Here is an 11921-nt window from a genome sequence, read left to right as displayed (position 1 = left end):
GAACAGATCGCCGATTAACACACCCTCATCGGCATGACAAGAAGCCGAGCGGCTCGTGCCATTCATCGGCACCGCATCAGCGGCGATACAGGATTGCCGCCTCAAGGCGCAGCCCCACCCCGATGTTCACAAGCAGCGCAGCAAAGAAGTACGGCGTTACAGGTAACCCGTCGTAGTAGGCGGCCGCCCCCAGCGCGACAGCAAGGCCGCTGATGAGGGCGGCATTGCCGAGAATCCGAGCGATGTTGGCTCGTGCCTCTCGAACGTCCACCTCGACCACTCTAGAACCCGCGGAACCTCAACTTGGCCGGAACTCTGTCGAGCAACCGGCTCCGGCGGCTCGTCGAAGGTCTAACCCATCAGGCCGAACACACTCTCATCAAGCAGATGAGCGCACCGGCTTCCGGCCCTGGAGGGCATGCCGGGCGGGCCATGCCGCCGTGACCGTGACGCGACAGCGTCTCAGGCTGCTGGCGACTACCTGTTGCGGGCGTCCCGCATGATCGTTGGATGCTGTTGGTGCTGATGCTGGTCGGGCCGATGCTGTTGCTCTGGCTGGTCATGTCACGCACGCCGTGGACCCGGTGGATCATCGCCGCGGGCCTTGCCGGTCAAGCGGCGATCGCCGGCATGCTCGTTCACTTCTTCCCGCGCGGCTTCCTCGAGATCTCACTGTCAGTCCTGGTACTAGCCCTGGCGACATGTGTTACCGGCCGCCTTGTCGAACGACGCCGGCTCGGCCCCGCCGGGCAGGCCAGAGTGGGTGTAGCGACGCACCTACTAGCGGGCTGGTCGTTGGTGGCTCTGCTCATCGGCGCGACTCTCTGGCGGCCGGCGCCGTTCTTCCCTGCGACCGACAAAGTGCTTCCGCTGCCTGACGGCCTGCGTGCCACCGTCCGCTCCTCCGGCGATGCGAACTGCGGCTCGGGCTCATGTACGCGGACGATTACGGTCACAGGCCGTCCCGGGCAAGGCGATGATGATCTCTATGAGGAGGTGAAGCGGCACGTCAAGAAGCGCGGATGGAGCTCAGGATGCCGCCCCACCGGTTGGTTGCTGGACCAGACCGCCGAATGTGTCGAACTCGCTGTGGTCGACAACCGGGTGACCATCTACCTCTCCGGTCACCGTGACGATTCGTCGCACGTAGCGACCATCGGCTGACAGACGCACTCCTCTCGGCAGATCAGTGACTTGGCCCCGTTTCAACGGTAGGCGGCAGTTACCGCTCGTGCCGTGCCAAGGAAGAAAGATCCGTCGCGGCTTAGGCGATGCGCCAGCTCGTCGCTGTCCTGAGATCCTTGCGGGCTGAGTCGGTCCAGCCGTCAAACCGGTTCACACCGATGTCGCGGTACTCGATCGCCTGGAGAAGTCTCTCGCGCTTGTCAGCGTCCGCCCCGGACCTCCCTGCCGGACGACCCGATAGGTTCCATGTGGGCGCGACTCGTAGGAGGCCGGGGAATGATGGCGTCATCCGAGGTAAACGAACCGTCACCCGCCTGGCGAGTGCACGGCGAGGAGAACATCTACGAGAACCGGTGGGTGACTCTGTCTCGCGTTGACACCGAGCCGCCTGGCGTCGAGCGGTTCGAGCACCATCCCGTCCGGCTGAACAGCGCAAGGACTCCCCGCGAGGCAAGCGAACCGTGACCACAGACGGCCACATCCCACGCTCCTGGTTCCGCACAACGGTCTGGTATCCCGCCTTGGAGAAGGCCCAGATCGGCCGGGTCCGCATCCACGATCCACGCCACGCCCACGCCTCATGGCTCCTGGCCGGCGGCGCCGACCTCCAGGTGGTGAAGTAGCGCCTCGGCCACGCCAACATCTCCACCACCAGAAGTACCTGCACACCCTCCCCGAAGCCGACGACGCCGCCGTAGACGCCTTCTCCCGCATCCGCCGCCGCAACAACTAGAAACGTAAGCGGATCGCGGCACGTGAGGACGTCGGTCAGCGGTCGAAGAGCGATTCCCTTTGCGGCGGATCAAGGATTCTGCGCAAGTCGGAGATGCTCCGCCGCCATGCCGGCGCCCGGGAGACCTCCTCCCAGTACTCGGGTAGCCACGATGGTGCCTTGATAACACGGTCCAAGGTCTCGACGGCGAGATCATGGAGATACGGCGGGAATTGCGGCATGGGCGTGGTCGGGCCTGGCCCGTAGGTTGATGGGACGCCAGCGCCGCCTGGGCATTGTGCGGCGATCAGAGCTGCCGCGGCCACGGCTCGTTGGGCGTCCGAGAACAGCGTATCTTCATCGGTTGCCTTGGCGACACGTTCCAGAACGCTGCCGACCAATTCAATACATGCTTCTGCCGAAGCGTTTTCCAGTTCAATGGCGAAGTCCGCGGCATCGTCGTTGTCGAACGGCTCGACGTCCCAGGTGCTCATAACTTCGCCGGCCTCCAGCTTCTCCGGAGAAGATCTTCGCATATGGGATGATCGTGATGGGAGGTGGCGGGCGCCTCGGGCCGCCGTGACGCGCGGTGTCGAGCGGATCGCGGCACGAGAGGACGTAACGGCCAAACAGACTCGACCCCGGCACGCACGACATACCAGCGGGCCCCTGCGCATTGATGAGGGTCGTCTCGAATGCACCTCCCAGGCTCGAAAGCCGGATGCGGTGGCGTGTCCGGGCTCCAATAATGTCCTCGTGACCATCTTCCTCTGCGCGAAGTGCAGCACCGAACTGACAGGCGATCTCGTTGCGCTGCCAGCCGTGCCCGAGGTTGATGTAGATCCTGAGCGTGAGGACGGCCGGGCGCCCTCGACCGTTCCGCGGGGTCACTACGCCGTCGAGCCCGAACCGTGGGGAGCGCCCTACGTCACTCAGCACGATGACGAGGACTTTCAGCCGTGCCAGCCGCGTGGCTCATGTGTGCTCGTAACCGACGGATTCCTCATCTCCGCGGGCACCCGAAACAATGTGATCATTCATCCAGACGACGCGCCGCTGCTCCAGGACTCCCCTGATTACAAGACCTTGACTGGCTGCCACGGGCCGGACGGCCGGCACAGACGTAACCAGGTCTGTCCGTGCGGGGCAGCGGTTGCCACTCTCACCGCGGATTGCACCGGTCCGCACGAACTGCACCTCGACCCGATCCGGACGTACCCTCTCGATGAGGTCCAACCTCGGTGACCGGACAGCGGCAAAAGAGTGAGCCTCTGTGAGCAACGGGATTGTTGCTGACGGTCACTTTTTCGGACGCCTCGGAGCGATGCTACAACTGTTAGATGGCCTCGCGGAACAGTCACTACTTCAAGCCCGATTGGCAGATCGGTGCTGCATTACTGTCCGATGATAAAAAGGTCAGGGCTGAGGCCGTGACAGCTCTGCGTAACGATATGATCGCAAGTAAACAGTGGCCTGACGGCCTCGATGGGGAAGGCTTCGGGCTGCTCACCCTTAGTCAGCGGCAGCGGCGGTTCATTCGGATTGCGAAATTTGGGCGGACCGAAATCCTGAGTGCAGGCTTAGTTGATGCTAACGAATTGAAATACTGGTGGGACGAATCATGCATTCTCGTAACTGATGGGTTCTTATCAGGTAAGGAGGCAGCCGAGGCGATGGCACTGATCCTATATTAGCGCCTGCATACACAGTCGCCACGACGCATTCTTATCGGCACGGTCGGACGTCGACTGCACCTTACCCGCGGTGGCGCTCCGTAGCGCCCGGACGGCGGCAGTTAAGGGCGTTCGGCCTACCGGCAATCGGTCACTCCGTGACCGGCGGCCCGTCGAATTCTCTGCGGCTGTCCAGTAGCCATTGGCGGGCTTCGCGAAGACGACCGGGATAGTCAGGCATGAAGGTCTCGACGAATGACTTGCCCAACGTTCCGGCGAACGTATGCAGTGGGGACCAGACCGCAGGCTCCTCGTTCACAAGGTCGCCGAACTCGGGCGTATCCATCATGTGGTAGAGCCAGTCTGACATCACGAATGCCTGGTCCTTGGTGAGCTTGATGATGAGTTCCTCGCCTGCCACCCGTGAAGGGTACTTGCGGGTGACGCCACCTCGCCATACTCGCGATCGGCGGCTAAATGAGCGCACCGCATTCGGTTTCCGCCCGAAGTCAGCTTTGAAGTGATGACAGCAGACCGGGCCAGGTGCTTGAGTGACGCGGCTTCAGCGTATAGGAGATGCGTAACGGGATCGGACCGCATCGGTGCGCTGCCGTCACACGCAGCCGGTGAAGTCTGAAGCCGCGGGTGATCTATCGTGTCCGCATGTCTCAGTTCTGGTCATGGTCACGAACGCTCGATCTTCTCAGCAGGCAGCGTATCCACGATGTACTCCTGATTGCAATCGGAAACGACGAGGCCTCCGGTCCGACAGTGGACGCCCTGGGCGATGTCTACCTGCAGCTTGATGACGGCTACCTGGAGTGCATCTCTGTCAACAATCACGGAGGATTGCGTGTCAGGAGAATCGACGCCATCGATATGCAGGGGTATCGTGACGAGTTCGGCCTCGATGCGATCGCAGTCCGGATAGGTAGCCTATTCTGGGGCCCGGCACTGATGGTTAAATGCACGCAGGTCAATTACGTGACCAACGAGGAGTCGAATCTCGACCGAGGGATAGTGCGCTGCGTCGAACTCGTTCTTGAACACGGCAACCGTGTCGCACTCGACCCGATGTATACCACCGGTGTACGTATCGGTAATACCAATGCGTGGCTAGAGGATAACCTCTATGGGACCTGGACTTTTCAGCACCACACTGAAGTCTATTCGTAATTTTGACCATCGCCGCGAAGACGTCCTCTTCTCGGCAGTTCAGTACGAACGGCCCTATCGTTCGCGCCAAGCCAGAGGGGAGAGGGTCGTTGCGGCTTCGGCGATGCGGCGGCTTGTCTCAGTCTTGAGGTCTTTGCGGGCGGAGTCGATCCAGCCGTCGACGCGGGTCACGCCGATGTCGCGGTATTCGATGGCCTGGAGGAGCATCTCCAGTTTGTCGGCGTCTTTGGCGCAAAGCGCTTCGAGGGTCTGGCGGGACTCGTATTCGTCGACGGCGGCACGGACCGTGTCGCGGGAGCGGTCGGGTAGCTGGCCGGTCTGGTCTGCGGTGATCTGCCGAGGGTCTGGCTTGGCCAGGTACCGGCCGGCGGTGTGCGGCAGGTCGCCGGTGCGGGTCTCCTGGGTGTCGTGCCAGAGGGCGAGGAACGCGGCACGGGCGGGGTCGGCTCCCTCCTCGGCGGCGATGAGGGCGGCGAGCTGGGCGGTACGCATGGTGTGCTCGGCGACTGACTCCGGGTCGCGGACTCCGGCATGCCACCAGCCGGTGCGACGGACGCGCTTGAGCAGCCCGAGTTCGTACCCGAATGCGGCGATAGCCTCGGCGTCTTCTGGCACCTGTGGGTCCTTCCTAACGCTCGGAGATGCGTACCGCGTACTGAAGGCCGGCGAGCTGGTTGCGCTCGGTGCGGCTCAGGTCCGCTGTGGAGGCGAGCCTATCGAGGGCCAGGCCACATAAGGAGCGAACAGCGGGACGTTCGGTCAGCAGTGCGGGGCGAGAGGCGATCAGCGCGTGCAGGGTGCAGATGTTCAGTGGTCGCTGGGGCGATGCCGGACCGAGTCGTTCCAGCAGGTGGTGCAGCAGTTTGACGCCGGTCCAGGAGCGGGTGTCCGCGCTGAGCATGAAGGCGTCGTCGGTCTGCTCGTCGCTGAGCTCGCCGATCCAGTAGGCCCAGTAGTTGAGGTTCGCCACCTCGTCGGACTGGTCGGTCATGTGGTCGACGAAGTCGTAAAGGTGACTGCTGTCCCCGGCGACTGCCAGCGCCACGGAGGCGGAGCGAGCCTCCAGCAGGCCGGCTATGTCGCCGTCTGCGGGACGGCTCTGGCCGGCGCGATGCCACTCGGTACGGAGCCAATCGACGGCTTCGGGTCTGCCGTCGAATCCGAGCAGGTAGACGGCTTGACGCCGCAGAAGCGCCTCGTCGTCGCGCTGGGCGCGTTCGGCGATTGTGAACAGGTGAGCGTGGAAGCGGGTGCGCTCTTCGGCGCTGAGTGATGGCTGTACAGGGGTGGGTCCTCGGCGTGGCACCTGAGGTCGGAACTGATGCAGGTGCCGTGGCATCCGGCCGAGGATGGGCCAGAGGATCAGGTTGGTGATGGTCCAACGGTGCACGCTCGCGGCGAGCGGGTGCCTGTCCGGCTCGACCCATCTGGCGCCCGTGGTGATACCGACCGATAACACCTGGTCGGCTTCGATCGCCTCGCGGAGGTGCCGGCCGGTCGCCGCAGGCGCGCCCAGCCGTGAAAGTCGTCCACACAGGCGTAGGAACTCCCCTGCACTGACCGCTGAGAGCGGGCGCCGCCCGGACTCCCAGCCCTGGACCGTGGTGACGTCGACGTCGAGTGCCTCGGCGAGTCCCTCTTGCGTCAGTGCTGCCGATTGACGAGCCATTTTCAAGACGAAGCCCGAGATCAGGCCCGTCGCCTTGAAACTCTGACCGGCAGTCAGAGTTCTCGGCCTGCGTGTCATGGAAGCCTCCCCGGCATTCCCGTTTCCGCATTTCCCACTCGTACTGGCGGTCAGTTCTGCGGCTCGCAAATGGATCGTACCTTCAATTGACCGACGGGATGAAGCGCCGTTGACCAGCGCAAATGCTTTCACATTTCGCTGATCTTCATGGATGCGGTTTGCCGGGAGGCATGGATGTCAGGCAACACCTACTACGCGATGTCGGCCGCGGAACAATTGCGTACTGCTCAGCGGATGCTCGATGAGCATGTGACGTCGAGTGCGACGGGACGATGTCTGGCGTGCGATTCGCTGGGGCCGTGTTGGCGGCGGGAGAACGCGGTCGTGGTCTTCTCGCGGACTCTGCGGTTGCCGACTCGTCAGCCGGGGGCGACGCGCCCTGAGTTGGTCGGCGCAGTCCGTGTCGGTGCTCCGGGCCTGTTGGCCGGGTAGCGGTGGCGTCCGATGGATCCGCGGCCGGGGGATCTTCTCCTCGTAGGCCGGGCAGCCAGCGTCCAGTTCTCCGGGGACCGGGCGATCACGGTACGGTTAATCCGAGTCGACCCACGTGCCACCTACAGCGGCTGGTCATGGCTGGACTGCTACGTCATCGGCCCCGATGGCCGCGCACGGGAACGGCGATCGATCTTCGTGCAGGTATCCGGCCTGGCAAGGAAGGACAGCCGAGATGACCGGCCCGGTGGAGGAAACGATGTTGGAGAGCGCGGCGTGGGAGACGGCGGTGTTGGCGGCTGAGCGGCAACAGCAGTGGGTTCAGGCTGCCCGCTGGGCGTCGTGCCTGCACCGGCTGGGCCGCTGCGAGGAGGCTGTGACGGTGCTTCGGCAAACACCGGCGGCCACCACAACCAGTCAGGCGGTGGCGGCGATTCTGTGCATCAGGCTGCTGAAACAGTGCGGTTGCGAGGAGCGGGCCGGAGCTGTCTGGTCGACGCTGGAGACCACCACGACTCCGGTGATACGACGGCAAGCACTCGGCGAGCTACTGAACCCGGCGAACAACGAGCTGAACCAAACCGGCACCGGTGACCACGGCACGGTCTGTGGCTATCACCGGTGTGAGCTTCCCGAGGCCGTCGGTCAACCTCGGCGGTTTGACCATGGATCGTGAAGTTCGGCCGGCGTTCCATCAGCCAGTGCGGCCGAGTTGGGTCTGCGTGGACTGCGCCGCGCCCTGGCCGTGCTCGACACGCCGGGAGGCTCTGCCCCACGAGTTCCCAGCCGACCGATTGGGCTTGCTGATCTATCTGGCCGATCTGATGATCGAGGCGATCGAGGACCTCCACCACAGCGGCACCGGTCTCGTGCAGAATCTGTATGACCGTTTCGTGGGCTGGGCACGTCGCTGAGCCACCTTTTCGATGGCAAGTCGGGCTTGCCCGGCGCGGCAGCACCTCGAACCGTGCCCGCCCACAATCCAGACGGCAAGCCAGAGGATCGGTTCTGCCCTCTTTGCTAGTTTTCAGGTTTTTTACGAGTTTACGCGAATGAGCCGCCACGTGACTTGACCTGCGCGGACACGTCAACACCGGCACGGACTGAGCAACACAGATTATGACGCCTGGGTGTTCGTTCGGGTCGGCACCTGCCCTGCCCGGCGAGGCGGCGTCGCTTCACTCGGTTGCGCCCTGGCCGGGAATTCGTACTCTGTGATGGCAGCGATCAAACGATCTGCGTGAATGGATTGGAGCGCCCGAGGCTCTCCCCTCACTTCCGTGGAAAGGCGGTGTTCCCCTTGTTCGTTTCCGTGGATGCCGTCTGCGGGTCGATTGTCCGGCGCGGGACGACGTAGCCGGCCACGGGTTCGGCTGATCACGAGCAGCCCTGCCGACACGGGGTCAGGCCCGGCACGGAACCGAGTCCGACCGCCGAGGGCAGATCAAGCCACAGTCCGGAGCCGTTCGTGATGGCGACCGGCTCGGTCCGCGCTCTGCCCTCATGGGGCGGGGGAGGGGACCGGCCGTAGGCCGCAGCCCCTCCCCCGCACCCTCCCCACACCCCTCGCCTGGTCTACCCCCCCCCCTTGACCAAGTAGGGAAAGTTGTACGCACTCCATCGACCGAGCTCCGGCTCCAGCGATCCGGACAGGCGCTCGACCTGTCTGGCTGATCAGCGCCTTTGGAGATCCGGACCCGATCCCGGCAGGGGCCTGCTGCCTGTCCCCGGCCGGTGACTCCAGACCTAACGGTGGCACCCGTCGCCGTCATTCGCCTTCTCGGCGAACGGCGAATCCCTTCCCATTGAGGAGTTGATGCTTATGCAGAGCAGCATTCCCGTCGACCTGACCCGCCTGACCGGTCTGATGTGCGTCTCCGCTCCGGAGCAGCGCACCGATCTGGACGGCCAGGTTCGCAAAGACCGTGACGGCAACACCCTGTGGGTGACCGGCATCGCGCTGCGGCGTGCCGGGACCCGCAAGGCGTCCGTGATCGACGTCCAGACCGCCGCCGAGCCGGTCGGTGTCGCCGAGGGCACCATGATCGGCCTCACCGAGCTGGATGTGACGCTGTGGGAGATCGAGGGTCGGCACGGTCTGTCCTACCGCGCCGCGTCGATCTATCCCCGGCCGGCGGAGAGCGCCAAGACGACCCGGTCCGTCAAGGCGGAGGTCTGATGCCTCTGCTGAAACCCGAACCGACACCATCGATCTCCGAGCTGCCTGGCATCGTTCCGGGCAGCCCGGGGCTGCACCTCGACTACCTCGCCGCACTCGGCCACGACCTGATCCCGTACGGGATCTTTGCCGGACTGCTGCTGGTGGCATGGGCCGTAGCCGGTGCCGTCCTGGCCCGGAAGGCGCCACACACATGGTGGCTTCTGTACGGGTTCTGGTTCCTCCGGCTACGGATGGGCCGGTCCTGGCAGCGGCTGTGCTTGAACGCGGGCTTGACGACTGCCAGCAGGCGCGCCGTCCCGGCACGTACCGAACGGCCGGTGCTGCCGCTGCTGATCAAGGTCCGCCCACGTCGCAACGGCGCGACCGCGATGATCTGTTTCAGCGCCGGGCAGACGCCGGCCCAGTTCATCGAGGCGGCCGACGCTATGGCTCACGCCTGGCGCGTCCATGCTGTTCGTGCCATCGCGTCCGGGCGTGGCCGGGTCAAGCTGACCATCCTCAACGACGACCCGCTGATGGGCATCCCGGAGAGCCTCGGCACCTACCTCCAGCGAGCCTCACTGCGCCAGGCGGGCGAGGCACCGACCATGGACGACCTGGTCGCCACCGTCGGCAGTCGCGAGGACGGCGAGCGGTGGACCATCAATCTCCTGCTGTTCCCGCACTGGCTGATCACCGGTGCCACGCAATCCGGCAAGTCCACGCTGATCAACGCAGCGGTCTCGCAGTGGGCGACCCGTCCCGTCGCCTTGGTCGGGATCGACTGCAAGGGCGGCATGGAACTCGGTCCGCACGCTCCACGGCTGTCCGCCCTGGCCACCGACCGGCAACAGGCGGCAAGCCTGCTCGAACGTCTGGTGCGCGAGGCCAACCGCCGGATGGTCCTGTGCCGCGACCACCAGCACCGCAACATCTGGCAGCTCCCGAAGCCCCTGCGGCCGGTCCCGGTGATCGTGATCGTCGACGAGCTGGCGGAGCTGTACCTGGTCGCCTCCCGCGATGAGAAGGAGGCTGCGTTGAAGGCGACCACCAACCTGCTGCGACTCGCTCAGCTGGGTGCTGCCCTCGGCATCCACCTGGTCGTCGCCGGCCAGCGCGTCGGCTCCGACTTCGGTGCCGGGGTCACCGCGCTGCGCGCCCAGCTCGGCGGCCGGATCTGCCTGGCGGTCAACGACAAAGAGACCGCCGTCATGACCCTCGGCGACCTCTACCCGGACGCCGTCGAAGCCGCGCAGCTCATCAGCCCGGCGGAGAAGGGCGTGGCGATCACCACCGCGGAGTGGGACGGCTGGATCCGTGCCCGCTCGATCAACTTTCCGCCGGACGCCCTCGACGCGGCGATGGAGGCGGCCGCGCACCTCGCCCCGAGTTTGCCGGGCATCGACTCGGCTCTGCTCTGACAGTCCTCACCCCGAGCACGACCTCGACACGGAAGGAGAGGCCCGTGGACCGCACACGTCCCATCGGCCTAGCTGCGAGGAGGAAATATGGACTCCACCGAGCGCGAGATCCTGACCACCGCTACCCACCTTGACTTCCGGGCCTGGCTCGCCCGAATCAGGCACATCGGTGGCTGCCAGCACCCGATACACCTGACCGGCCACACCCTCACGTTCAAGGCCGACACCGGCCGCCTTCTAGCCGCGCTGACCTCCGAAACCCAACCCCACAGGCGGCTCACGATCGCCTGCGGCAACCGGCGCATCTCCCGCTGCGAGCCCTGCGCCCGGCTGCATCAGGGCGACACCTACCACCTGATCACCGCGGGCCTGGCGGGCGGCAAGAACGTTCCCGACACCGTCCGCACTCACCCTCGCGTCTTCGCCACCTTCACGGCGCCCAGCTTCGGCGCCGTCCACCGGCACACCAATGACGGCCCCTGCCGCTCACGGAAACAACCTGCTCACTGCCCACACGGCCGATCCCTGACCTGCGTCGACCGGCACCCCGCCGACGACCCGATCACCGGCGCCCCGCTGTGCCCGGGCTGCTACCGATACCGAGCGGCGGTCCTGTTCAATGCCCACACCCGCGACCTCTGGCAACGCCTCCACCGCAACCTCTACGAGGACCTGGCCAGCGAGATCGGCGTCTCCCGCAGCGTCATGCGCCGCAGCGTGCGGGTCTCCTACGCCAAGGTCGCCGAATGGCAGCGGCGCGGCATCATCCACTTCCACGCCGTCGTCCGCTTCGACGGTCCCGAAGGCCCCACCGACCCACCACCGGCTTGGGCCTCTACCGGGCTGCTCATCAGAACCGTCCGAACCGCCACCCGTCGGGTCTCCTTCACCGTGCCGGGCACCGACGTCCTGCTCCGCTTCGGCACCCAGCTCGACATCCGGCCGATCACACCCGGCCGCACCGGCGACGACCTCACCGAACGGGCCGTCGCCTCCTACATCGCCAAGTACGTCAGCAAGCCGGAGGTCACCGGCGTGACCGTGGACCGGCCGATCCGGGATCTAGCCACCATCGCGATCCTGCCGGTCACCGGGCACACCCGCACCATGATCCGCACCTGCTGGGCTCTCGGTCTGCGGCGATGGGCACACCAGCTCGGCTACCGGGGCCACACCGCCACCAAGAGCCGCCGCTACTCCACCACCTACACCGCGCTCCGAGCCGCCCGCGCCGATCACTGGAGAAACAGGAACCGGGAGATCGCGGACACCGGTGACGTGATCACCGAGAAGAACTGGAGCTACAGCCACGCCGGTCACACGGTCGGACAGGCGATGTTCGCCGATGGCGTCCTGGACGACCTGAGGGCGGCACGCGAGGACGGTGATGCCTCCTGAGGAAGACCTCATGGAC

Annotated in this window: 14 protein-coding genes; 9 read left to right on the top strand and 5 right to left on the bottom strand. The window is 65.3% G+C overall.

All coding sequences use genetic code 11. The features are described from left to right. Positions 1–76: 76 nt before the first annotated feature. Positions 77–271 (bottom strand): hypothetical protein, encoded by a 195-nt coding sequence (locus AB0I88_RS14125; protein WP_361022847.1) that lies wholly within the window; start codon positions 269–271, stop codon positions 77–79. 239 nt (positions 272–510) lie between these two features. Between AB0I88_RS14125 and AB0I88_RS14120 the strand changes: the two genes are divergently transcribed. Both AB0I88_RS14120 and AB0I88_RS14115 read left to right on the top strand, forming a co-directional pair. Further along, entirely contained in the window at positions 511–1164 is a 654-nt protein-coding gene (locus AB0I88_RS14120; RefSeq protein ID WP_361022844.1) for a hypothetical protein, read from the top strand. Positions 1165–1646: 482 nt separating this feature from the next. Continuing rightward, the gene (locus AB0I88_RS14115; RefSeq protein ID WP_361022841.1) at positions 1647–1808 is read left to right on the top strand and encodes a hypothetical protein; all 162 of its coding nucleotides are present in this window, start codon (positions 1647–1649) and stop codon (positions 1806–1808) included. Positions 1809–1953: 145 nt separating this feature from the next. Here AB0I88_RS14115 and AB0I88_RS14110 read toward each other — a convergent pair whose 3' ends face one another. Next, the gene (locus AB0I88_RS14110; RefSeq protein WP_361022838.1) at positions 1954–2433 is read right to left on the bottom strand and encodes a DUF4259 domain-containing protein; all 480 of its coding nucleotides are present in this window, start codon (positions 2431–2433) and stop codon (positions 1954–1956) included. A gap of 220 nt (positions 2434–2653) precedes the next feature. On the opposite strand from AB0I88_RS14110, the gene AB0I88_RS14105 reads away from it, so the two are divergent. Both AB0I88_RS14105 and AB0I88_RS14100 read left to right on the top strand, forming a co-directional pair. After that, positions 2654–3142 carry a hypothetical protein gene (locus AB0I88_RS14105; RefSeq protein ID WP_361022835.1) on the top strand — a complete coding sequence of 163 codons (489 nt, stop codon included), beginning with the start codon at positions 2654–2656 and terminating at the stop codon, positions 3140–3142. 95 nt (positions 3143–3237) lie between these two features. Beyond that, entirely contained in the window at positions 3238–3591 is a 354-nt protein-coding gene (locus tag AB0I88_RS14100) for a hypothetical protein (protein WP_361022832.1), read from the top strand. A 130-nt stretch (positions 3592–3721) separates the two neighbouring features. On the opposite strand, the gene AB0I88_RS14095 is transcribed toward AB0I88_RS14100, so the two are convergent. Further along, a complete protein-coding gene (locus AB0I88_RS14095) occupies positions 3722–3991 on the bottom strand; it encodes a hypothetical protein (protein WP_361022829.1) in 270 nt (89 codons plus the stop codon). 242 nt (positions 3992–4233) lie between these two features. Between AB0I88_RS14095 and AB0I88_RS14090 the strand changes: the two genes are divergently transcribed. After that, on the top strand, positions 4234–4746 hold the full coding sequence (locus AB0I88_RS14090; RefSeq protein ID WP_361022826.1) for a hypothetical protein: 513 nt from the start codon (positions 4234–4236) through the stop codon (positions 4744–4746). Between the two features lie 54 nt (positions 4747–4800). On the opposite strand, the gene AB0I88_RS14085 is transcribed toward AB0I88_RS14090, so the two are convergent. Both AB0I88_RS14085 and AB0I88_RS14080 read right to left on the bottom strand, forming a co-directional pair. Next, positions 4801–5361, bottom strand: coding sequence for an HD domain-containing protein (locus AB0I88_RS14085; protein ID WP_361022823.1), 561 nt, complete (start codon positions 5359–5361; stop codon positions 4801–4803). 13 nt (positions 5362–5374) lie between these two features. Further along, positions 5375–6415 (bottom strand): helix-turn-helix transcriptional regulator, encoded by a 1041-nt coding sequence (locus tag AB0I88_RS14080; RefSeq protein ID WP_361022820.1) that lies wholly within the window; start codon positions 6413–6415, stop codon positions 5375–5377. A gap of 745 nt (positions 6416–7160) precedes the next feature. Between AB0I88_RS14080 and AB0I88_RS14075 the strand changes: the two genes are divergently transcribed. From AB0I88_RS14075 to AB0I88_RS14060, 4 genes are all read left to right on the top strand, one after another. Beyond that, entirely contained in the window at positions 7161–7601 is a 441-nt protein-coding gene (locus AB0I88_RS14075) for a hypothetical protein (RefSeq protein ID WP_361022817.1), read from the top strand. A 1146-nt stretch (positions 7602–8747) separates the two neighbouring features. Next, positions 8748–9104, top strand: coding sequence for a hypothetical protein (locus AB0I88_RS14070; protein WP_361022815.1), 357 nt, complete (start codon positions 8748–8750; stop codon positions 9102–9104). Then, the gene (locus tag AB0I88_RS14065) at positions 9104–10507 is read left to right on the top strand and encodes an FtsK/SpoIIIE domain-containing protein (protein WP_361022812.1); all 1404 of its coding nucleotides are present in this window, start codon (positions 9104–9106) and stop codon (positions 10505–10507) included. Before AB0I88_RS14070 ends, AB0I88_RS14065 begins: the two co-directional genes overlap by 1 nt. 87 nt (positions 10508–10594) lie before the next feature. After that, positions 10595–11905, top strand: a complete 1311-nt coding sequence (locus AB0I88_RS14060) for a replication initiator (RefSeq protein WP_361022809.1) — start codon at positions 10595–10597, stop codon at positions 11903–11905. The last annotated feature ends 16 nt before the right edge of the window (positions 11906–11921 follow it).

Origin of the sequence: Actinoplanes sp. NPDC049802, from assembly GCF_040656595.1 — a bacterium.
Taxonomy (GTDB): domain Bacteria; phylum Actinomycetota; class Actinomycetes; order Mycobacteriales; family Micromonosporaceae; genus Actinoplanes.
Note: the sequence above shows the minus strand (reverse complement) of the source record. Positions and strands in the feature narration are given on the sequence as shown.

What these genes read in the sequence shown, in the direction of transcription:
- AB0I88_RS14120 (WP_361022844.1), top strand. Translation starts at nt 511, where the DNA reads ATGCTGTTGGTGCTGATGCTGGTCGGGCCGATGCTGTTGCTCTGGCTG.
- AB0I88_RS14110 (WP_361022838.1), bottom strand. Translation starts at nt 2,433, where the DNA reads ATGCGAAGATCTTCTCCGGAGAAGCTGGAGGCCGGCGAAGTTATGAGC.
- AB0I88_RS14100 (WP_361022832.1), top strand. Translation starts at nt 3,238, where the DNA reads ATGGCCTCGCGGAACAGTCACTACTTCAAGCCCGATTGGCAGATCGGT.
- AB0I88_RS14090 (WP_361022826.1), top strand. Translation starts at nt 4,234, where the DNA reads ATGTCTCAGTTCTGGTCATGGTCACGAACGCTCGATCTTCTCAGCAGG.
- AB0I88_RS14080 (WP_361022820.1), bottom strand. Translation starts at nt 6,415, where the DNA reads ATGGCTCGTCAATCGGCAGCACTGACGCAAGAGGGACTCGCCGAGGCA.
- AB0I88_RS14075 (WP_361022817.1), top strand. Translation starts at nt 7,161, where the DNA reads ATGACCGGCCCGGTGGAGGAAACGATGTTGGAGAGCGCGGCGTGGGAG.
- AB0I88_RS14070 (WP_361022815.1), top strand. Translation starts at nt 8,748, where the DNA reads ATGCAGAGCAGCATTCCCGTCGACCTGACCCGCCTGACCGGTCTGATG.
- AB0I88_RS14065 (WP_361022812.1), top strand. Translation starts at nt 9,104, where the DNA reads ATGCCTCTGCTGAAACCCGAACCGACACCATCGATCTCCGAGCTGCCT.
- AB0I88_RS14060 (WP_361022809.1), top strand. Translation starts at nt 10,595, where the DNA reads ATGGACTCCACCGAGCGCGAGATCCTGACCACCGCTACCCACCTTGAC.